Origin of the sequence: Riemerella anatipestifer, assembly GCF_009670965.2 — a bacterium.
Taxonomy (GTDB): Bacteria; Bacteroidota; Bacteroidia; order Flavobacteriales; family Weeksellaceae; genus Riemerella; species Riemerella anatipestifer_B.
Genome location: NZ_CP073239.1, coordinates 1,422,193 through 1,444,527, shown reverse-complemented (window position 1 = coordinate 1,444,527; position 22,335 = coordinate 1,422,193). Strand labels below are relative to the sequence as shown.

The window sequence follows — 22,335 nt, the reverse complement described above, 5'->3', positions numbered from 1 at the left end:
CATTGTTAGAACACGGTTTTAACCTTTTAATTTTCATATCTTTAAATGAAATCAATTTGGATTGGAATGATGCTGTTTTTCAGCACCGTTCTAAATGCACAGCTTTACTTCATAGAAGGACAGGTAAGAGATTTGCACGACAATACACCTTTGGCTAATGCCAAAATAAGTATTAACGGAAAACTCATTATCACTTCTGATACTCAAGGAAATTTTAGTTTTTCTTACAAAAAAGGCACTCATCATCTTTTGGCAACTCACTTAGATTGTGAACCTTTCACTAAAAAGATAATACTTGATAGAAATATTAAAATCAATATTTTCCTTGAACATCATACTAATGAAATAGAAACCGTAGTAGTACATGGCATTCATAAAAAGTCAGGGACAGCGGTTATCAAAACATTAGAACAGTCTTTTTTAGAGCAAAAAACTACCGAAAATTTAGGCAATATATTGTCTGAAATTTCTGGAGTAAATAGTATTAAAACAGGGAATAACATTTCTAAACCTGTTATACAAGGGCTTTACGGTAGTAGAGTATTAGTGATGAACAACGGCATCAAAATGGCAGAACAAGAATGGGGCATAGAACACGCTCCTAGCGTGGACCCCAACGCTTTTGACCATATAGATGTTGTAAAGGGAGCATCTGCACTAAAGTATGGTGGAGATGCCATAGGTGGCGTTATACTACTAGAAAGCCCTAAACACCCTAAGAAAGACACCCTTATGGGTAAAGTAGCTTTATCAGGCATCAGCAACGGTAAAGGCTTAGCTCTGAATACGGATATTACAAAGACTTGGCAAAACGGTTGGGCTTTGCGTACGCAAGGTTCTGCCAAAAAGCTAGGAGATTTGGAAACACCCAATTATAGTTTACAAAATACAGGTGCAGATGAAAACGCCTTCCACTTTTCCCTACAAAAAAGGGAATACGAATACGGAATCACGGCTAAATATTCTTTCATCAACCAAAATTTTGGAATTTATAAAGGGGCTCATATCAGTAATGCAAGAAACTTTGCCGATGCCATCAATAACGGACAATCCTACTTTACAGGTAATTTTGGTTATAAAATAGAGAACCCTAAACAAGAAGTTAGTCATCATATTGCTAAATTGGAGGCTTACAAAAGATTAGGAAAGTTAGGGAAATTTACTTTAGAGTATGCCTTTCAGCAAAATCATAGATTTGAATATGATATTCGCAGAGGAGCATACAATGATAAACCTGCTACCGACCTACTACTAACCACCCAAAGTTTGGCTCTTTATCATCTATTAGAAAGACCCAACTGGCAGTGGGAAACAGGCTTATCAGGAAATTATCAAGTTAATTTTCCCGACCCAAAAACGGAGCGTTCTCGTTTAATACCAGATTACCACAGGTATGATACTGGTGCTTTTTCTATTTTCAAGTATCAAAAAAATCTTTGGAAATGGGAAGCAGCTTTGCGGTACGATATGAATTTCTACGATGTTTATAAATATTACCTTAATAAAGATTGGGCAGCTTATAACCAAGCGTTTCAGCAGTTTGTAATTGAAAGCAAAGGCGTGAAAACATTGGTACGTCCAAAACTTTATTATCATAATATATCAGCATCGCTAGGTATGGAATATCAGCCCACTCGCTTTCTTACTACCAAATTTAATTTGATAAGAAATAGCCGAAGTCCTAATGTTGCAGAATTATTTGCTGATGGGCTACACCACGCTGCTGCCATCATTGAAAAGGGAGATATGATTATCAAAAACGAGGAAACTTACCAAGCCCACCTAAGCATTGGTATAAAAGCCTCCGTTCTTAATGGTTTTAAACTTAATCTTAATCCGTATTATTTCACTTCCGATAGTTTTATTAACCAAACACCTAACGGAGTGGAAAGTACCATTCGTGGGAATTTTCCTGTATGGCAATATCAACAGATTAAAGCAAAAATGTATGGGATAGACATAGATTCAGAACTTAATATCACTCCAAAATTACAATGGAATGGAGCAATGAGCTATGTGTACGGACAAGATTTAACCCATAAAGAACCTCTGATACTTATGCCACCAATGCAGATTAAAAACGCCCTAAGATATGATAGTAAAGGTAAAAAACCGTGGCATATACAAATAGAAAACCTAGTGGTATTTAAGCAGAAAAGATTTCCTATGAGGCTTTTATCCTACGATGTATATGAGAACAATACAATAACCAAAGAGTGGCTAGACATTAGTACACCACCCGCAGGTTATCAAATTTGGAATCTCAATGCTGGAGCAAAGCTCACTAGAAACATTCAGCTTAATTTAAGTGTTAATAATATATTCAACACAACTTATAGAGAATATCTTAATCGTTTAAGATTTTTCTCTGATGCTTTAGGACGAAATATTATTTTCACTTGTCAATTTAATTTTTAACTATTAACATTTTTAATTAAAACAATTTTAAAACATTATGAAACATTCATTTTTAAAAACCGTAGTATTATCCGCAGTAAGTATTTTAGCACTCAACTCTTGTAGAGACAATGATGAAGCACCTGCTGATGTGCACAACCACGACGAAGTACAATACCTTACCGTTACACTTACCAATACTGCTGACAACAGCACCCAAACCGCTACATTTAATGCAGAAGGAGCTGATAAAGAGTTAATTTTAAAAGAAAACAATACTTATGATGTTCAGTTATCATTAGTAGCACCTCATGACGACCATACCCACGATGTAACTGATGAGATCATCAAACTAAAAGAGGAGCATTTTTTCACTTATAATTTCTCTAATGTAGATGTTAAAGTTACGAGAAAAGATGAAGCTGAAAGCACTAGAAAAGATGGTTCTAAAATAGGTCTAAAAACACAATGGCAAGTAACATCTGCTCCAAAAACAGGAGCTAAAGCCAATATTAGACTTTATCACCTCCCTACTTCTGTAAAAATGAGCGGTGCTAACGGAGATGAAGCAGGAACTGTAACAGGTGGTGAAGAGGACATTGATGCTACTTTTAATGTTAAATAAAACCACATAATCGTAAGTGATTATTGATGTTTTTCGACTTTCGTTTATCAAAATTGCACTTTACAATATCATAGAAGGTCGTTATTCATCATCAAACACAAAGAATGAAATCAGCTCTAAAAATTTAGGGCTGATTTTTTCATACCAATATTGCCCAAAAGCCAGTTATTTTTATTATTTTTGCCATCATAAAAATTTCAATTAATGAAGGTTACGAGTAAAAATCACGATGAAGTAAGCGCTTTGCTTACAGTAACTTTGGATAAAAAAGATTACAAAGACAAAGTTGAAAAACAGTTAATTAACTACGCTAAAAACGCTACTATTCCTGGTTTTAGAAAAGGTAAAGCTCCACTAGGAATGATTAAAAGACAGTACGAAGCTGGATTAACTTACGAGGAAATCAACAAGCAAGTTTCAGAAGGTCTTAATAACTATATCAACGAAAATAAACTAAGACTATTAGGACAGCCTGTACCAGTTCCTGTAGAGGAGCTAGACACTAATCAAGAGCAGTTAGAACTTTCTTTTGAAGTAGGTTTTGAACCAAGTTTCAACATTGATTTAGCAAAATACGAAGCTCCTCACTACAAGATAGAGGCTTCTGATAAAGAAGTAGGGCAAAGCATAGAGAATATGCAAAAGAGATTTGCAGAAAGAGAAGCTCAAGAAAAAATAACTAAAGATTCTTACATCTCTCTAGAGGTTTCTCAAGTAGTGGAAGAAGATGCAGAAGGTGAACACAACCACGCTCCTAAACATGTTGTCATCAACGCAGAGAACAAAGCAGCTTTTGAATTAGTTAAAAAACTTAAAAAAGATGAGTCTGTAAAAGTTTCTAAAGAAGAACTTACAAAAGACGAAGATTTAGCTAAGTTTTTAGGATTTGCTAAAGAAGAAGCAGAACATCTACATCACAATGAGGTTGAAGTAACTGTAAAAGATATTTACAAACTTAACTTAGCTGAACTAAACCAAGAGTTATTTGACTCTGTTTACGGTAAAGATACTGTGAAGTCTGAAGAAGAGCTTAAAGCTAAAGTAAAATCTGAATTAGACGAATATTTCCAACAGAATGCAGATGTACATTTTGTAAATAAGGTATTGGAGCAAATCACCGAGAAAGAAGAAGTAAAACTTCCAGAGGCATTCTTAATTAAGTGGTTAATGTTCTCTAATCCAAATATTGCAACAGAGGAACAAGCTAAAGAAATATTTGAAGCGGAAAAGAACCAAATTAAATATCAAGTTATAGAAGGCAAATTAATGTCTGACAATGATGTTAAGATAGATTATGCTGATGTTTTAGCTCAAGCTGAACAATTAGTAAGAAATCAGTTAGCTATTTACGGTATCCACCATCTTTCTGATGAGGAAATCCAAAAGTACGCTGTAGAAATGCTTAAAAACCAAGAGCAAGTAAGACAAATATCTTCAGAAGTAGCTATGGCTAAACTAAAAGATGTTATCTTAGAGAAAGCTTCTAAAAAGGAAAGTAAAATCTCTCATGATGATTTCTTAAAAGAAATCCAAGGTTAATACTACCCTTGAATTTGATATAATTTTCAAAACCTCGCTTTTATTGAAGCGAGGTTTTTTGTATCTTATAATCAAATACTTAAATAAATACAATATAAATTCTATTCGATGCATTATTAAAATAATTAACATTGAATACTCTTTTTTAACATTTTTTAACAATCTTTCAAAATTGCTTTAAATAAAGGTTTTCAGAAATAATTTAACATTTTATTAACATATAGTTAACTATTATTAACATATAAATATGGTGAGTAGAGAGACTAAGTATAAATTTGCCCCCGTAAAACAAATAAAAATTCAAAATGATGAAAAGAACAATTCTCGTAATCATAATGATTATTTCTTTTGTAGGAGTTTATTCGTTTAAAAGTAATAATGATGAAACAGGCAGTAGCTACGCTTCTTATTACCACGATAAATTTAATGGAAGAAAAACAGCAAGTGGCGAAATTTTCAACAATAACGAACTTACTGCCGCTCATAAGAGATTACCATTCGGAACATTGGTAGAAATAACTAACCTTAGAACGGGGAAAAGTGTAGTAGTTAGGGTAAATGATAGAGGACCTTATGTTAAAGGACGCTCTTTTGACCTCAGCAAGGCTGCTTATAATGCTATAGGAGACCACAGAAGAGGTACAATGCCTATTACTTATAAAGTCCTAAGTGAAGACGAAATTTAATTAAACTTAAAAGAAAAGAAAAAACTCATCTTACTAAACATAAGATGAGTTTTTTTGTTTTAGTAAAATCCTTGCCGTTTTTCCATAGAGAAAAGGTAAGGATTGACTAATTTTAGAATATAGTAGCTGCTAACTGTACCCTAGCATGCTTTAATGAAGGATTCCACATACTAGTTACAGATACTGGGATACTGTAGCTTTCTGACAGTTTGAAAGTCTTTTTAGTAGTGAAACCTACATTTACTAAATCAAACTTATTTTTCCCATAAATATGAGTTTCCCCATTAAGAGAGAATCCTACCCCTACAAATGGAGACACCGTAACCTCTCTACCTGCATCTATATCGTAAGCCGCTTGCACATAAGTTGAGTAACGCTGTTTGGTATTATCATTTTCTCTATCTACCATACCAAACAAGAAAACATCTGCTTCCAAAGTTAGAGGTAATTCTTTACCTAAATAGTAAGAAGTTCTCAAATCTAATATATGCCCAGACTGCCTTGCATTATAGTTCCAAATTCCTTTGCCATAACGGTCATTAACATCATTAAATAAATCCCATAGAGCAACGGTTAGCCCATTCTTGGAGTATTGCACAAAATAATCTATCTCCTTATACTGCGTTTGCTCGCCTTCTCTATTCGCCATCGCCATTCCGCCCCAAGTACCTACTTTAAACACACCTTCTTTATCTAAATTAATTGCTGTATAAACTGCAGTAATTGGCTTATCAGAAATCACTAATCCTCTCCACAAATGGTTAGTTTGAAGATTAGCTGTAAAATCAACTCTTGGCTTTTCTTTCTCTTGTGCTGACATACCTAAAGAAAGAAAAGATATAAGTATTAATACTATCTTTTTCATCTTAATTTAAAATTTAAGTATTTTTACGATAATGCTGTATAACACAATGCTGCCAATGCACAACCAATAATAGGTCCTAACACTGGTATCCACGCATAGCCCCAATCACTACTTCCCTTAATAGGTAATATTGCGTGCATGATACGAGGTCCTAAATCACGAGCTGGATTTATTGCATATCCTGTAGTTCCTCCTAAAGAAAGACCTATCACCCAAACAATAATAGAAACTGGCAATGCACCTATTGAGCCTAAACCAATAGTAGCACTTCCCATAGTATCAGAATTAAAAGTAGGGTTTGCTAAGTAAAATATTAAAAATATCAATAAGAAAGTTCCTATAATCTCAGATAATAAATTACTTAAAGGCTTTCTAATCGCTGGTCCTGTACTAAAACAAGCCAACTTACCACCCTCATCTTCTGTAATATCAAAATGGTCTTTGTAGAAGACCCAAACCAAAAATGCTCCCAACATAGCTCCTAACATTTCGCCAGCTATATAAATAGGCACCTCTTGCCAATCGAATTTACCCGCAATAGCCAGCCCTAATGTTACTGCAGGATTAAGGTGAGCTCCACTTATGGGACCCGCAATAGTTACCCCTGCAAATACAGCAAATGCCCACGCTGTGGTAATAACCATCCAACCTGAGCTATTACCTTTAGTTCCGTTAAGAACTACATTTGCCACTACGCCATTTCCTAATAAAATTAGAACGGCTGTTCCTATAATTTCAGCTATAAATGGTGTCATAACTTTAATGTTTTAAAGATTAATCTTCTTCCCAATTCTGAACTCTTTTTACTGCCTTATGCCAATAGTGAAGCATTTTGTCAGCTTTTTCTCTTTCCATTTTTGGTTCAAATTCTCTATCTACAATCCACTGAGATTTAATATCCTCTATACTATCCCAATAGCCTACCGCTAATCCTGCCAAATATGCTGCTCCCAAAGCTGTAGTTTCTAAAGTTTTAGGACGAATGATTTTAAATCCAAATAAGTCAGCTTGTATTTGCATCAACAAATTACTCGCTGTAGCACCACCATCTACTCTTAATTCTTTTGATTTTTCTCCTGCATCTGCTTCCATTGCTTTCACAATATCATATACTTGGTAAGCAATACCTTCAAGTGTAGCTCTTGCAATATGCCCATCGGTAGTACCTCTAGTAATTCCTAAGATACCTCCTCTAGCATACTGATCCCAGTACGGTGCACCTAAACCTGTAAGTGCTGGAACGAAATAAACACCACCATTATCCTCCACTGTTTCCGCTAAACTATTGATAGCAGGAGCTGTACGCACCAGCATCAATCCATCACGAATCCACTGTATTGCAGCACCACCTACAAACACACTACCCTCTAAGGCATAAGTTGTTTGACCGTTAATCTTCCAAGCAACCGTAGTAAGTAGATTATTTTTAGACATTACGGCTTTATCTCCTGTATTCATTAACAAGAAACACCCTGTACCATAAGTATTTTTTACCATACCAGGTTCTGTACACATCTGCCCAAATAGAGCCGCTTGTTGGTCTCCTGCAATACCTGCGATAGGTATTTTAGTGGAGAATAGTGTAGTAGATGTTTCACCATATACCTCACTACTTTGTTTTACTTCTGGAAGGATTTCTTTCGGAATATCAAATAATGCCAATAATTCATCATCCCATTTCATATCTCGGATATTGAACAGAAGCGTTCTACTCGCATTAGATACATCGGTAATGAACATTTTACCTCTAGTCAGCTTAAACACCAACCAAGTGTCTACTGTACCAAAACAAAGTTTACCTTGCTTCGCTTTTTCTCTTGCACCTTCTACATTATCTAATATCCATTTTAGCTTCGTTCCAGAGAAATAAGCATCTAGCACCAACCCTGTTTTTTCTTTTATCATTTCTGCATGACCTTGCTCTTTAAGTTGGTCGCAGTATTTAGAAGTTCTTCTATCTTGCCAAACAATAGCATTGTAGATAGGTTCTCCTGTTTCTCTATCCCAAACGATGGTAGTTTCTCTTTGGTTTGTAATTCCTATAGCTGCTACTTCTCGCCCAGTAATACCTGCTTGAGCAATAACTTCCGCCGCCACAGAAATCTGTGAAGACCATATCTCGTTAGCATTGTGCTCCACCCAACCTGGTTTTGGGAAAATCTGTTCAAATGGTTTCTGAGAAATCTTTACAATTTCTCCATTGTGATTGAATAAAATCGCTCTCGAAGAGGTTGTCCCTTGGTCAAGAGCTAAAATTAACTTGTCTTTCATAATTCACTTAATATTTGGATTAAACTTTTTATTAAATTCTTTATCAAGAAGATATTTTATTTTTGAGCCGTATACGGAACTAATAGATATCCCTCCGCTAAAGTTACAAAATTTTTCACTTGGTCATCTATCCATTGTTGATTTTTTCCTAACTCTTGTGCTATAAACTGTGCTACTTTCTCAGCTACATCTATCGCTGCACGAGCGTCTAAAAATAGTAATCTTACTCTTCTTGCAAGTACATCTTCTACCGTTTGTGCCATTTCTTGGTGCACAGCCCAATAGACCTCAGCTAAAGTATAAGGGTAGTCTTTGTGTAATTTTTCAGAAAGTCTTCCATCTTCATTCATTAGCTTTTGAATATGAGGAATATCCGAACCATAAACATAAAGGTGATTAGACATATCCACCTTTTCTGCAGGAATGTTACCATGTATAGAAAGATGTTCTGTATTACAAGGTTTCTTTTCTATACTACTATGTACCTTAAGAGCTTCGTCTATGGTATCTTCTGCCATTTTTCTATAAGTAGTCCATTTACCTCCTGTAATAGTGACTAGTCCTGTTTCTGATACTATTACTTTATGGCTTCTAGAGACTTCTTTTGTACTTCCACCTTCTTTGTCTGGAGCAGCAAGAGGACGAAGTCCTGCAAATACAGATTTCACATCTTCACGAGCAGGTTTTTTCACTAAGAATCTTCTAGCTGTTTCTAGCACAAATTCTATTTCTTTCTCCAAAGCCTTTGGTTCAAAACTAGGTTCTTCTATAAGTGTATCTGTAGTACCTACCACTACCTTATCATGCCAAGGCACGGCAAATAACACTCTACCATCTGAAGTTTTAGGTATCATTAACGCATCATTTGATGGTAAGAAAGATTTATCCAAAACCAAATGAATCCCCTGACTAGGCACCACAAATTTTTTGTGTTTAGGGTTATTCATATTAAGAATATCATTGGTAAATACTCCCGTTGCGTTTACTACAACTTTAGCCGAAAGTTCATACTCTTCTCCTGAGAGTTCATCTCGCATTTTTACACCAGAGATTTTACCTTTCTCATCTTTAAGCAAGCCTATCACTCTAGCATAGTTTAACACAGTTCCTCCTTTTTCAACAATTGTCTGTGCTATATTAAGGGCTAACCTTGCATCATCAAACTGTCCATCTTGATAAACTACCCCACTAGACAAACTTTTAGGCTCTACCGTTGGCAGTTTTTTAATAGTTTCGTTTTTATTGATATACTTTGTTTTACCTAAACTTAAACTTCCTGCTAGAAAATCATAGATAGAAAGTCCTATCTTGTAGTAAGGTCCTCCCCACCAAGTATAATTAGGAATAACAAAAGACTGATTTTTAAACAAATGAGCCGCATTTTTCGCTAAAAGCCCTCTTTCTCTAAGAGCCTCCTTTACTAGACCTACATCTCCCTGTGCTAAATATCTAACACCGCCATGCACTAGCTTTGTACTCCTACTAGAAGTCCCCTTAGAAAAATCATGAGATTCTAGCAATAGCGTTTTATACCCTCTACTAGTGGCATCAAGTGCTGCTCCTAGACCACTTGCTCCTCCACCAATCACAATAAAGTCCCACTGAGAAACTTTGTTTAACTCTGAGATAAAACTATTTCGATTCATTTTGAAAGTATTTTTGTTTAACTTCATTTTAATTCACTAACAAATATAAAAGAAAAAAATCGAAACTAAAAGAAATAAATTTTAAAAACTGTTAAATATCATCATCTTAAAAAAGAAATACATACTTACATAAAACAAACTACACCTTTAAATAGCTTAATAAAACATTCAATCCACAAAAAAGCCGAAAGGCAAATGCACTTTCGGCTTTCAATTAACCATTAAAATCTTATTATGAAAACTTTGTTACAATAATCTAAAGCTGTACCATTTCGGTAACTTCTACATCATAACCTGAAATCACAGGTTTCTGATCTGGATTTTGAGTAATTACTCTAAATTTAGTTATCCCTAAATGTTTTAAAATTTGTGTACCTACCCCATACTCCATATAGTTAGCAGAAAGTGTAGGACGCTGTACTTGACCATCTTGATAATCTAAAAACTGCTGGAGTTTTCTCATTGTATTTTCTGCGTTAGAGACATTATTGATAAATATAATAGCTCCCTTACCTTCCTCATTTATCATTTTGGTAACTTTTTCCAAAAGATTTTGCTCTCCAGAAATAAACCTGCTCAATACATCAAAATACGAACTAGAACTCTGAACTCTTACTAAAATTGGTTCTTCTTCCGTCCACTCTCCTTTCGTAAATGCAAAATGGATTTGCTCAGTATGCTTTTCTTGAAACGCATGGAATTTAAACTCTCCGTAAAGTGTCTTTACCGTTCTTTCTTCTATTTTATTTACTAAATCTCCTTTTCTAAGACGGTATTCTATCAAATCTTCTATAGAAACTATTTTAAGGTCGTGTTTTTTTGCCAACTCTACCAATTGTGGCAATCTTGCCATCGTCCCATCATCATTCATAATTTCGCAGATAACGCCACCTTCTTTCAGTCCTGCTAGTTTGGTAAGGTCTATTGCAGCTTCGGTGTGTCCTGCTCTTTTTAGAACTCCTCCTTTTTTAGCTCTAAGCGGAAATATATGACCTGGACGCATAAAATCAGTCGGTTTAGTAGAGCTATCCATAAGTGCTAGAATAGTTTTGGCTCTATCACTCGCCGAAATACCTGTAGAAACGCCCTCCCCCAATAAATCTATAGATACGGTAAAAGCAGTTTCTTTAGGATCACTAGTGCGAGAAACCATAATATCTAGCCCCAACTCATCGCATCTTTCCTCTGGAAGTGGTGTACATATAAGCCCACGACCATAGATAGTCATAAAATTGATGATTTCTGGTGTTGTAAGTTCCGCCGCAGAAAGAAAATCACCTTCATTTTCTCTGTTTTCGTCATCTACAACGATGATGATTTTTCCGTTTCTAAGGTCCTCCAGTGCTTCTGGAATGGTATTGAGTTTTATATCTGACATCTCTTATTTTTAATCGGAAACAAAGATAATAGGATTAAAGGGTTCTGGCAAATTTTTGGAACAGATACTGAATATATACAATACCTACGGTATATCCAACGCATTGCGTGAGGGCGAAGGGCATTGTTGGAGCTCATAATAAAACCCCAAGAAGCTTTTCTCTTGGGGTTTTATTATAGCGACTGCCCGAAGACCGACCCTAGCGGAGGGACTAAGCCTAGGCAAGGGGCACGCCCACATAAAAAATTACAATTGGTCTATTTTTTCGGAGTTGTGCAGTTCTACTGGTTTACCTTTTTTACGGAGCTTCATATTGATGAATTCTACCGCTAATGAGAAGAAAATCGCAAAGTATAAATACCCTTTAGGAATTACACCCACCTCTTGGTCAAACAAGGAGAAATGCCCTAAATGAGAGGCTTCGGCAAGTAACATTACCCCTATTAAAATAAGGAACGAAAGCCCCAAAATCTGAATAGTAGGATGCTGATTAACAAAATTACTTACAGGGCCTGCAAATGCCATCATAATCACTACTGAAATCACTACTGCCAAAATCATTATCGTTAACGCTCCAGCCTCCCCATACTGATTAAAACTTACCAAACCTACCGCTGTAAGGATACTATCAAAAGAAAACACCAAGTTAAGTGCAGCTATCTGTGCGATAGCTGAGCCTAAAGAGGTTTTACCTGTGCCTGAAACTTTAAGTTCTTCCTCCCCTTCTAGTTTATGGTGAATTTCTGATACGGATTTGTAAAGCAAAAACAATCCTCCTATAAATATAATTAAACTTTGCCCCGTAACACTACCATGGAACCAAGACAAATGAACCCCAAACAGCTCACTATTAAGGCTAACCACCCACTTGATACCAAACAAAAGAGCAATTCTAAAAACCATTGCCAATACAAGTCCTATATTTCTTGCTTTTCTTTGATCTTTCGGTTCTATTTTATTAGATACTATAGAGATGAAAACAATGTTATCTATCCCCAATACTATTTCTAAAAAGGTCAGCGTTAAGAGTGCTATCCAAGCATCGGCTGATGAAAATACTTCTAAAAATTCCATTATTTATTTCATTTGAATTAAGGGCGTAAAATTAGAAAAGTTTTTGAGACTTACACAAAAAATAATACTTAGATATTTTGCCGTAAGGTAAAAGCTTGATATTAAATATCGAAATATAGCTATTCAAGCACTAAAATGATTTAGTTAGATTCTCTAACATTGATTTTCAAAGTGAAAAATATAAAAATTTATTCTATTATTTTATTTTTACATTAAATTTGCTTCTTTTTGCCATCATGAATAAAATTCTCAAAAAAACATTGATAGGGTTAGGCATTTTTATTGCCATTATTTTATTAGCTAATTTAGTCTTAAACTTAGCCTTAAACTACTACCTTCCAAAATATATCAAAGATAACACTGATTACAAGGTCAGTTATAAATCTATAGATGTAGACATCAGTACCGGAAATATACGCTCCACAGGCATTAAAATATCTAACCTAAACCCTAAAAATCAAGACATTATAGGACTATCTGGTGACATAGGCACTTTACAGATTAGTAGACTGGGAATGTACGATGCCTTGTTTAATAAAAAAATAAGTTCAGATGAACTCTTACTAGAACACCCCAACCTTAAAATAACCCTTGCTAAACCTGTAGATAAAAAATCTAATAAAGAGAAAAAGCCTATTTTACTAAAAAACATAACTATTAAAAATGGAAATATATCCATAGTAAAACATACACAAAAACCTTTCCTATCTGTAAATGAGTTAAATCTTACAGTATCTAACCTTAGAATGACCAAAGAAAGCATTGAGAAAAAATTACCCGTGGTTTTTGACCAATATTCTATCAGCGGAAAAAACTTCTTTATAAGACCCGATGAAATTTATGATCTGAAAGCCAAACAGATAAAAACAGAAAACGGAGAAATAAACATTCTTGATTTTCAGCTGAAGCCATTACTTACTTACGCTCAGTTTATCAAAAAATTTCCTAAAAAAAGAAACCTTTTCGATTTTGAAACTAGAGAAATGAGCTTCAAAGACATTAAGATAAACGACGAAAAAATAAGCTTATCAGAAGTACGATTTGAACAACCTTTCTTAAAAATGTACACCACATCTGCTCAACCAGAGAAAAAAGAAAAATCCTTCACTTATGAAGTAATGCTACAGAATGTGCTCATGAATCAATCAAAAATATTGATAATAAAGCCCAATGGAAGAAAACTTTTTTCAGGAGAACAACTTGACATGAACCTTAGCAAGCTCGCAATGAACGAAGAAACAGCGAAAGGTAACATTCCTTTTAAGTATGAAAAATTTTATATAAAAGGGTCTAAACTCAATTATATTTCGGAAACACAGGAAGTGAAAGTAGAACACATAACTCTAGATACCAAATCTGCTCAACTTGAAAATGTGTTATTAAAACCAACAGTTACCAATTCTTATAAGACTTTAATAAATGCTAATGCTAAATTAATATCACTAAAACTAAATGACTGGAGTCTTGAAAAAAATAAATTGAAACTAGATGCACAGAGCCTACACATCCTAGGTTTCAATGGTACAATTGACCTTCCAAAACAAAAATATAAATCAAAGCCTTTAGGATTTGGTGGTATACAATTTCCCATAAAACTTAACAATTTTATACTAGAAAAAGCCAATATTAACTTCAATAAAGGAGAACAAAATCAAGCACTTAATACACTTAATATAAAAGCTCAAAATATAGAGTTAAATGAACAGACTATAAAAAATAGAATCCCCTGCAAAATAGGTAATTATAGCATTACTGCAAAAAGTTTTAGTTCTAAAATCAACCAATATTATGAACTAAATACAGGTCTTATAAAAGCAAATAATCAGAGCCTACAAGTCAATCAATTTGCTCTAAAGCCAAGAGTATCTCGTTCACAATTCATTCGAATGATACCTGTAGAAAGAGACATGTACACTATTAGTGTAAACCAAATAGCTGCACAAGGAAACCTAAACCCTGAAACATTCGGTAAATCTTTGGATATTGACCAACTTAATATTTCTAACATTGACGCTAACATTTTTCGTAGTACGATACCTAAAGATGATAACTCTGAAAAACCGTTATATTCTACGTTATTAAGATCCATTAAAATTCCTTTAGTAGTAAGAAACACAAATATTAAAAATTCTGTGCTAGTATACGAGGAAGATACAGAAAAAAGCAAAGGACCAGGAAAATTAACTTTCACTAATTTTAATCTAAATATTAAAAACATTAACTCTGGTAAAACCAAAAATACCAAAATACCCGTTCAAGCAAATGCTCTTTTTATGGGAGTCTCACCTCTACAAGCTCATTGGACTTTAGATACTGCAAGTCTCCAAGATGCATTTACCATAAAGGGAAGTCTAAGCAACTTACCTGCCCCAGAAATCAATCCTTTCTTAGAACCTTATCTAAAAATAAAAACAGAAGGAAAAATAGAGCATCTTATGTTCGATTTTCGAGGTAACAGGAATGGTATTAATGGTAATTTTAAGATTGCTCACAAAGATTTAAAAGTAAATATATTAAATGATGATGGAGAAAAAAGAAAACTATTAACAACCATAGCCAATATCATTATAAAAAAAGACTCAAAACCTAGACCCTCTGATGTAGAAATAGGAGAGGTAAAACATGCAAAACATAGCTCATTCTTTAATTTATTTTGGAAAGGAATTTTAGAAGGCTTAAAAAAAACATTGATATAGACATAAATTTACCCACATCAAATTATAATATTAATCTAAGATAAAGCATCACATATGCATCCATACAACGCTATAAGTGCTTCGGCAGGCTCAGGAAAAACCTATACCCTCGTTATCAGAATACTCTCTCTATGCCTTAGAACGCCAGACGAAAAAGCCATACGCTACATTCTTGCTCTTACCTTTACCAACAAAGCTGCCAACGAAATGAAAGAGCGTATCTTGCAATGGCTAGAAGCATTTACTAGAGAAGATTATCTTCAAAATAATGAGCTAAAAGCCATACAATCTTACCTGGAGACACAAGGGATAAAACTCACTATAGAAGACCTTCACTACCGTTCCAAAAAGGTTTTAGACTACATACTGCATCACTATTCTATTTTAAACATTGGGACGATAGACAAATTTAATGCAAAACTGGTAAGGAGTTTTTCCTACGAATTGGGATTAGCACAGAATTTCAACCTAGAAATCAATAATGAGCCCTACCTCATAGAAGCGGTTGACCAACTATTAGATAAAATAGGAGAAGACCCAAAAGTTTCAGAAGCGTTTATGGATTTCGTTAATTATAATCTAGAAAATGAGGAACGAATCAATGTAAATAAAACACTATACGACCGAGCTAAAACCTTCGTAAACGATGTCCACTACGAAGAACTACAAAAAAATGAAGCTTTTGATTGGGAGGCGTATGACAACCTGAAACTAAAACTTAGAACACAGCTCACGCAACACCACAATGAGGCTCTGCAATATGCAAAAAAGGCTTTAGCTCTCATTAACGAAAATAATCTAGAGATTAAAGATTTCCAAGGTGGAGCAAATTCTGGGCTAGGAAAGTTTTTTGAAGAAGCTCTAAAATTTTATACTGGACAGAGAGATAAATTTCCCTTTCCGTCCGATGAAGAAAAGGCTTTAGAACGCTTCCGAAAAGGTACTGCGTCTAAGGACAACACCGTTATAAATGCTGTATTTTCCATTTTGGGCACCCTTATAGAATGGAGAACACTCATCATTACAAACTATGTAACTTCGGAAAAGAAAGCCAAAATTCTTAAAGAATTGCTACCACTCAAAATCAATAAAGAAATCCGAGAGCAGCTAGAAATCATAGAAAACGAAGACGATTTGGTACTTCTTTCCAAGTTTAACATTCTAATCAAAGAAAATTTACGAGAGGAGCCTTCGGCTTTTATTTATGAGAAAATAGGCACTAGATATCAGCATTATTTTTTTGATGAATTCCAAGACACTTCCAAACTACAATGGGAAAATATTATCCCACTTAGAGACCACACCATCAGCTCCGAAGACCACAGCTTTACCCTCGTAGGCGACCCTAAACAAAGTATCTACAGATTTAGAGGTGGTGATGCAGAGCAGATGCTAGACATCATCAATGGTAAAGAAGCGACGGGTGTAAACATCAACCTTGAAAATCTTGAAAATAACTGGAGAAGTGCCCAAAATATTGTTCGTTTTAATAATGAACTTTATGCCTTTATGGCAAAAGATTTGGAACAGGAAGAACACAGACACCTTTTTACAGAACAAGGGCAACAAATAGCTAAAAGAGAAGGTCTACTAGGGCGAGTAAGAGTAAATCTAGTAGAATACGACCGAAAAGATGAAGTTTTCTTTGACGAGGTAGCCAACCAAATGTTTGAAGATATTAAAACTTGCCTAAACAACGGCTTCCAATTTTCGGACATTTGTATTATGTGCCGAACAAAAGGAGAAATAAAACAACTATCTCAAAGACTAGGACTACTAAAAGTCAATTATAAAAATACCGAAACCTACATCAAAACCATTTCTGAAAAAGGCTTAAGTTTAGATTTATCCAAAACCCTTTTGGCAACCATAGAATACCTTAAATGGGAGAGCGATACTTCTAATTACGACAGCCTTATGAGAGCTTTGTATCACCTCAATAGTTTAGGGAGAATTAACATAAATTTGTTCTCTGAAGAAATTACAAGCCTTCTGGAACTTAAAACTTCCGATGCGATTTTAGAAGAATTAAACAACCGATACGGCATTGAACTTAATCATCAGCACTACCTACATCTCAATCTTTATAACAGAATAGAATATTTGGTAAAACAATTTGCTATACCTCAACAAGAGACCGATTTCATACTAAACTTCTTAGAGGAAGTCTATGCCTTTACCCAAAATCCAGGAAAAACTTTAAAAGATTTTATTAAATATTGGGACGAAGAAGCCTCGGAAAAATCCATACAATCCTCCGAAAATATAGATGCCATCAAAATGATGACCATACACGCTACCAAAGGCTTAGAGTATCCTGTGGTATTTCTCCCAATGAAAAACAGCCATAAAGATAGTTCTTTTAATGATTGGCTATCGGTAGATTTAGAAAATTTAAAATCGGTTAATCTTAGTCAGTTCAAAAAGGAACTTTTGGTGTATGACGATACTTTGAAATCATTTTCAGACGAAAACACCTATAAAAATAAAATTGATCGCTATTGTGTGCAATATGTTGCCACGACCAGACCTGTAGAGCAACTTTTCTTGTATCTCCAAAAGCCTAGTCAGTCAGGAGAAAATAAGCTAGAAATATTAGATTTTGTACAGCAATTTAACGCTACCGAGCATCAGTTTGACCTTTATCCAGAGGAAAATAATTCTTATCAAAAACAAACCCACAAGAAAAAATCAACCGAAATCAATAAACAAAGTGTAGAAATTACATCTAACACTTGTATTTCTAGCAATATCCAAATCGCAACACCTTCTAAAACCTATCAAGAACGAAACGAAAAGGTGCGTACAGGGATTTTCACTCACGAAATTTTGTCCAAAATCAAGACTAAAAAAGACATTACGCCCGTTCTATCCAGCTATCTGATAGACGGCATTATAACCGAACAAGAAAAAGCGGAGATAGAAAAAACCATTCTTTCGGTAGTGGAGCATCACTCCTATTCCTTTTATTTTGAAGATATTGAAGAAGTTTACAACGAAAGAGATTTTATGCTAGACGGAAAGATTTTTCGCCCAGATAGAGTGGTAAAGAAAAACGGCGGCCATTACATTTTAGATTTTAAAACAGGAGCTCCTAACGATAAACATCAAAACCAAATATTAGCATACAAAACAGCTTTGGAGCAATTAGACTTTAATGTACTAGGGACAGAGATTGTTTACATCTAACCTCTAAACCTAAGTATAAGCATAACTCAACCACGAAAATAACCTTGTTTTTTAGCCGTTGTTGATGAGAAAATATTATCTTTGCTCAAAAGTTTTAATTATAGAATTATGTTTAAATCACTTTTCCATTGGAAAGTAGGTCTTAATGCTGTTGCAGCAATAGGCGTGTTGGTAGGGTTAGTATGGCTTACCTTCCGTTGGCTAGAACTACACACCAATCACGGTAAAGAAATCCCTGTACCCAATGTCGTAAATATGAGTATGCACGAAGCCATAAAAGCACTAGATGATGCAGGACTTGAATACGAAATAGACAGCGGAAAATACGACCCAAAATACAAATCTTTTCAAGTATTACAAATCTACCCTTCTCCAGGTTCTAGAGTGAAGGAAAGTAGAGCCATTCGTCTAAGAGTAAACCCTAGAACTTGGGCTAAAGTAACTGTACCTGATGTTCTTAATCGATACAAAAACACAGTATTTACCCAACTAGAAAGAATCGGACTAAAAGTTGGAGATACCATCTACGAACCTAGCATTCAGCCAGATGCTGTTATAGGAATGAGATACAACGGTACTACCCTAGCTCCAGGTACTTTATTACCTAGATTTTCTACGATTGACTTAATCATTGGTAGTGGACCTAGAAGAAACATCGCTGTACCTAATGTAGTGGGAATGACGGTAAAACAAGCTAAAATGATTATAGAGCAAAATTATTTTACTCTAGGATTAGCAGAATATGAAGACGGAAAAAGCGACGACAGCGATATTGTCTATTACCAAGACCCTGCACCGGGAAGCCTTAGAGACCAAGGTATGCAAATAGATATTTGGGCAAGTAAGAAAACTTTAGCTGAAATGCAAGGTAAAATCAACGCTTTAGACCAAATGTATAGAGTAAGGATAGCTCCCGTAACCACACCTGATTTTGGGGAAGACATAACCTATGAACCTGAGCCTGTAAGACCAGAGCCCACTCCTCAGCCCAAACCAAAACCCGAGGTAAAAACAGAAGTAAAACCTACTCCAAAACCTGAAACGGCTAAACCAAAACCAACGGAACAAAAAAAGCCAGAGCCTAAACCTACTCCAAAACCGGTAGAGGAGAAACCAAAGGTTAAAAAAGTAGTAATAGAATAACTTTACAATAAAAACACAAAAGGCTTTGGCAATATGCTAAAGCCTTCGTTTATGATATGATAATGGAAGACTATACAGATTTTGAAGAAGAACATCTACAAAAGCCTCAACAAGATATAGATGAGACCGAAGAACTCTACGAACATCTCAACTTAGTAGTAGATAAGAACCAAGAGCCTTTAAGGATTGATAAATATTTACTCATATTTAGACAAAATTCATCAAGAAACAAAATCTCTCAAACTTGTAGAGCAGGGAATGTAGTTGTAAATGGTACTCCTGTAAAGCAAAATTATAGAGTAAAACCTGGTGATAAAGTCTCGGTACTCCTTACCCATCCTCCTAGAGAAAATGTAATTGTACCTCAAGACATTCCTATCAACATTGTTTACGAAGATGATGATTTATTAGTGGTAGATAAAGAGGCAGGAATGGTAGTACACCCTGGTTTCGGAAATTGGGACGGCACATTGGTAAATGCCTTAGCCTATCACTTTGAGAAAAACGGTCTCAAAACCGATTTAGACCGTGTAGGTTTAGTTCATCGTATTGATAAAGACACTTCTGGACTTTTAGTAATTGCTAAAAATGAGTATGCGATGAGTTTTCTCGCCAAACAATTCTTTGAGAGGACTACCAAAAGGCTTTACTGGGCGTTTGTATGGGGCAATTTAGCGGAAGACACTGGCACTATTAAGGGACACATCGGTCGTGATTTAAAGAACAGAATGCAAATGGCAGTTTATGAAGACGGCAGTCTAGGAAAACACGCCGTTACCCACTACAAAGTTTTAGAACGCTTTAGATATATGACTTGGGTGGAATGCAAACTAGAAACAGGCAGAACCCACCAAATAAGGGCTCATTTCAGACATATTGGGCATACTTTATTCAATGATGAACGCTACGAGGGACATCAAATTTTGAGAGGGATTAACCTACCAAAATACAAACAGTTTGTAAAAAATGTGTTTGAAGTTTTGCCTAGACACGCCTTACACGCTCATACCTTAGGTTTTACCCACCCTACCACAAAAAAAGAAATGTATTTTGAAAGCCCAATGCCACAAGATATGCAACAGGCGGTAGAGAAATGGAGAAATTACTTAAGTGCTAATTAAATTACTAAAAACAACATCACTATTTGATTTAAAAGTGTATGGAAATAGAACTCCAACCATAAAAAGTACGATTGTAATAGGAGAAGATAGAAATGTAATAGAGGAAAACAGAAATGCAACTAGGAAAAATACGATTGCAAAAGGAGAAAATAGAAATGTAACAGAGGAAAACAGAAATGCAACTAGGAAAAATACGATTGTAAAAGGAGAAAATAGAAATGTAACAGAGGAAAACAGAAATGCAACTAGGAAAAACACGATTGTAAAAGGAGAAAATAGAGCAACCTTGTAAAAAGCATTACTAAAGTAAAAAAAACAGGTCATCTTTTCGGACGACCTGTTTTATTTTTGATTTTTGCTACGACATTACAATTCTGGGTTCTTCAGCCTTGCTTCCTTAGGGAAAGGAACGGTATATCTCGCATCGCCTTGCTCTAATTTAAAGGTTTCGCCACCAAAAATATGTGTAATTTCAGGTTGATTGGTTCGTCTTAAATCTTGCCAACGCAAACCTTCAAACGAAAGCTCTCTCGCTCTTTCATTAAGTAATTCCGTGTAATAATCGGTATCAGACAAACCGTTTATTTTGTTTTTAAAATTAGCCAACCCCACAGCGTTGTACCTTTTTTCGGCTAATGAAGTAAGCGTTGCTTTAGACTCGGATACTTTACCTAGCATCGCCTGTGCTTCTGCCTTTATCAAAAGAACTTCTGCCACACGGAATGTGCATTTATACGCACTAGAACCTGCATTATATTTTAAAGTTTGCCAATTGCTTCCGTTTTGTTTAAAATACTTAGAAAAACGAAGGTCATTAGTTTTATCAAATAAAGCAATATGCTCATCACTCGCTCTGGAGAAAGAGTAGGTACTCGGCACTACTGGCAAATCAAGATTCATAATAGATTCCGTAGAAGTATAACCGCTAGGTAAAACGCTGAAATTATTAAAATCCTCCAAGTTAGAATTCAAAGCCAGTGCTTGGTTTGCTTCCTTTAAAGCATTAGCCCAATCTTTTCTGTACTGATACACTCTAGCTTTAAATGCGTGTAAAGCCGTAGTTGTGAATCTGTAATTAAGCCCAGCAGAAAACTTGTCTTGATTTAGTAGCTGTTCCGCAGTGGCTATATCCGAAAATATTTGATTATAAACCGCATCTAAAGTAGCTTTAGGAAAACTGCCTTCCAAATTAACTTCCGTTACCAAAGGAACGGCTAATGTAGAACCATTGCTTCCGTTATAAGCTGGAGCATAAATCCCAATGAGTTCAAAGTAAACATAAGCTCTTAAAGCATAAGCCTCTCCTAATATTTGGTTGGTATTTTCATTTTTACCAACATATTTATAAGCATTTTCTATAATATAATTGGTGTAGAAAATAGTTTCGTATAAAGATGCGTAAGGCACTTCGGTAGAACCTGGCGTCGCATTCGCTTCTCCCCAAGTGAATATCGCTTTTAAATATTCGGAAGAGTTGGCTGCCTTTACCTCATCAGATTTAAGATTGAGTAATGCCTTGTGTTGAGGGTAAATTTGATACGCTCTCGTAAGCAAAGCTCTAAAATCTTCCTCCGTCTGTGGTACTACTTTCCCCGTAGGTACTATATCTAAATATCTTTCGCAAGAAACCACACCCAAAGATAGTGAGGTTGCGATGAATAAAGTTTTTATTGTTGATTTCATTTTTTATTAAATTATTAAGTTA

The 22,335-nt window shown here is 35.1% G+C and carries 16 protein-coding genes; 9 read left to right on the top strand and 7 right to left on the bottom strand.

The window, feature by feature from the left end:
- Positions 1–66: 66 nt before the first annotated feature.
- From D1J36_RS06565 to D1J36_RS06550, 4 genes are all read left to right on the top strand, one after another.
- On the top strand, positions 67–2,418 hold the full coding sequence (locus D1J36_RS06565; RefSeq protein WP_154138117.1) for a TonB-dependent receptor: 2,352 nt from the start codon (positions 67–69) through the stop codon (positions 2,416–2,418).
- A 37-nt stretch (positions 2,419–2,455) separates the two neighbouring features.
- A complete protein-coding gene (locus tag D1J36_RS06560) occupies positions 2,456–3,022 on the top strand; it encodes a hypothetical protein (RefSeq protein WP_154138062.1) in 567 nt (188 codons plus the stop codon).
- Between the two features lie 204 nt (positions 3,023–3,226).
- Positions 3,227–4,561 (top strand): trigger factor, encoded by a 1,335-nt coding sequence (locus tag D1J36_RS06555; protein WP_154138061.1) that lies wholly within the window; start codon positions 3,227–3,229, stop codon positions 4,559–4,561.
- A 305-nt stretch (positions 4,562–4,866) separates the two neighbouring features.
- Complete coding sequence (locus D1J36_RS06550) at positions 4,867–5,247, top strand: septal ring lytic transglycosylase RlpA family protein (RefSeq protein ID WP_154138060.1); 381 nt, start codon at positions 4,867–4,869, stop codon at positions 5,245–5,247.
- 112 nt (positions 5,248–5,359) lie between these two features.
- Here the strand turns inward: D1J36_RS06550 and D1J36_RS06545 are convergent, their stop codons facing one another.
- From D1J36_RS06545 to D1J36_RS06520, 6 genes are all read right to left on the bottom strand, one after another.
- Positions 5,360–6,112 carry a hypothetical protein gene (locus D1J36_RS06545; RefSeq protein WP_154138059.1) on the bottom strand — a complete coding sequence of 251 codons (753 nt, stop codon included), beginning with the start codon at positions 6,110–6,112 and terminating at the stop codon, positions 5,360–5,362.
- A gap of 23 nt (positions 6,113–6,135) precedes the next feature.
- Complete coding sequence (locus tag D1J36_RS06540; RefSeq protein ID WP_154138058.1) at positions 6,136–6,867, bottom strand: MIP/aquaporin family protein; 732 nt, start codon at positions 6,865–6,867, stop codon at positions 6,136–6,138.
- 19 nt (positions 6,868–6,886) lie between these two features.
- Positions 6,887–8,383 carry a glycerol kinase GlpK gene (gene glpK / locus D1J36_RS06535; protein ID WP_154138057.1) on the bottom strand — a complete coding sequence of 499 codons (1,497 nt, stop codon included), beginning with the start codon at positions 8,381–8,383 and terminating at the stop codon, positions 6,887–6,889.
- 56 nt (positions 8,384–8,439) lie between these two features.
- Positions 8,440–10,029: a glycerol-3-phosphate dehydrogenase/oxidase gene (locus D1J36_RS06530; RefSeq protein WP_154138056.1), complete on the bottom strand. Its 1,590-nt coding sequence runs from the start codon at positions 10,027–10,029 to the stop codon at positions 8,440–8,442.
- A gap of 256 nt (positions 10,030–10,285) precedes the next feature.
- Complete coding sequence (gene ribB / locus D1J36_RS06525) at positions 10,286–11,407, bottom strand: 3,4-dihydroxy-2-butanone-4-phosphate synthase (RefSeq protein WP_154138055.1); 1,122 nt, start codon at positions 11,405–11,407, stop codon at positions 10,286–10,288.
- Between the two features lie 246 nt (positions 11,408–11,653).
- Entirely contained in the window at positions 11,654–12,481 is an 828-nt protein-coding gene (locus tag D1J36_RS06520) for a TerC family protein (protein WP_154138054.1), read from the bottom strand.
- A gap of 236 nt (positions 12,482–12,717) precedes the next feature.
- On the opposite strand from D1J36_RS06520, the gene D1J36_RS06515 reads away from it, so the two are divergent.
- The 5 genes from D1J36_RS06515 to D1J36_RS06495 all read left to right on the top strand — a co-directional run bounded on the left by D1J36_RS06515 (position 12,718) and on the right by D1J36_RS06495 (position 20,922).
- Complete coding sequence (locus tag D1J36_RS06515) at positions 12,718–15,177, top strand: DUF748 domain-containing protein (RefSeq protein ID WP_154138053.1); 2,460 nt, start codon at positions 12,718–12,720, stop codon at positions 15,175–15,177.
- A gap of 54 nt (positions 15,178–15,231) precedes the next feature.
- Positions 15,232–18,366: a UvrD-helicase domain-containing protein gene (locus D1J36_RS06510; protein WP_154138052.1), complete on the top strand. Its 3,135-nt coding sequence runs from the start codon at positions 15,232–15,234 to the stop codon at positions 18,364–18,366.
- Positions 18,367–18,474: 108 nt separating this feature from the next.
- Positions 18,475–19,509, top strand: coding sequence for a PASTA domain-containing protein (locus D1J36_RS06505; protein ID WP_154138051.1), 1,035 nt, complete (start codon positions 18,475–18,477; stop codon positions 19,507–19,509).
- Between the two features lie 62 nt (positions 19,510–19,571).
- Positions 19,572–20,630, top strand: a complete 1,059-nt coding sequence (locus D1J36_RS06500) for an RluA family pseudouridine synthase (RefSeq protein WP_004919730.1) — start codon at positions 19,572–19,574, stop codon at positions 20,628–20,630.
- The gene (locus tag D1J36_RS06495) at positions 20,620–20,922 is read left to right on the top strand and encodes a hypothetical protein (RefSeq protein WP_252339352.1); all 303 of its coding nucleotides are present in this window, start codon (positions 20,620–20,622) and stop codon (positions 20,920–20,922) included. Before D1J36_RS06500 ends, D1J36_RS06495 begins: the two co-directional genes overlap by 11 nt.
- A 74-nt stretch (positions 20,923–20,996) precedes the next feature.
- Here D1J36_RS06495 and D1J36_RS06490 read toward each other — a convergent pair whose 3' ends face one another.
- Positions 20,997–22,313, bottom strand: coding sequence for a RagB/SusD family nutrient uptake outer membrane protein (locus tag D1J36_RS06490; protein ID WP_154138050.1), 1,317 nt, complete (start codon positions 22,311–22,313; stop codon positions 20,997–20,999).
- Positions 22,314–22,335: the final 22 nt, after the last annotated feature.

Bases quoted from the DNA above. Each gene is read 5' to 3' on its own strand.
- D1J36_RS06545 (WP_154138059.1), bottom strand. From the start codon at position 6,112: ATGAAAAAGATAGTATTAATACTTATATCTTTTCTTTCTTTAGGTATG.
- glpK (WP_154138057.1), bottom strand. From the start codon at position 8,383: ATGAAAGACAAGTTAATTTTAGCTCTTGACCAAGGGACAACCTCTTCG.
- ribB (WP_154138055.1), bottom strand. From the start codon at position 11,407: ATGTCAGATATAAAACTCAATACCATTCCAGAAGCACTGGAGGACCTT.
- D1J36_RS06515 (WP_154138053.1), top strand. From the start codon at position 12,718: ATGAATAAAATTCTCAAAAAAACATTGATAGGGTTAGGCATTTTTATT.
- D1J36_RS06565 (WP_154138117.1), top strand. From the start codon at position 67: ATGATGCTGTTTTTCAGCACCGTTCTAAATGCACAGCTTTACTTCATA.
- D1J36_RS06530 (WP_154138056.1), bottom strand. From the start codon at position 10,029: ATGAATCGAAATAGTTTTATCTCAGAGTTAAACAAAGTTTCTCAGTGG.
- D1J36_RS06540 (WP_154138058.1), bottom strand. From the start codon at position 6,867: ATGACACCATTTATAGCTGAAATTATAGGAACAGCCGTTCTAATTTTA.
- D1J36_RS06490 (WP_154138050.1), bottom strand. From the start codon at position 22,313: ATGAAATCAACAATAAAAACTTTATTCATCGCAACCTCACTATCTTTG.
- D1J36_RS06505 (WP_154138051.1), top strand. From the start codon at position 18,475: ATGTTTAAATCACTTTTCCATTGGAAAGTAGGTCTTAATGCTGTTGCA.
- D1J36_RS06500 (WP_004919730.1), top strand. From the start codon at position 19,572: ATGGAAGACTATACAGATTTTGAAGAAGAACATCTACAAAAGCCTCAA.
- D1J36_RS06560 (WP_154138062.1), top strand. From the start codon at position 2,456: ATGAAACATTCATTTTTAAAAACCGTAGTATTATCCGCAGTAAGTATT.
- D1J36_RS06550 (WP_154138060.1), top strand. From the start codon at position 4,867: ATGATGAAAAGAACAATTCTCGTAATCATAATGATTATTTCTTTTGTA.
- D1J36_RS06520 (WP_154138054.1), bottom strand. From the start codon at position 12,481: ATGGAATTTTTAGAAGTATTTTCATCAGCCGATGCTTGGATAGCACTC.
- D1J36_RS06510 (WP_154138052.1), top strand. From the start codon at position 15,232: ATGCATCCATACAACGCTATAAGTGCTTCGGCAGGCTCAGGAAAAACC.
- D1J36_RS06555 (WP_154138061.1), top strand. From the start codon at position 3,227: ATGAAGGTTACGAGTAAAAATCACGATGAAGTAAGCGCTTTGCTTACA.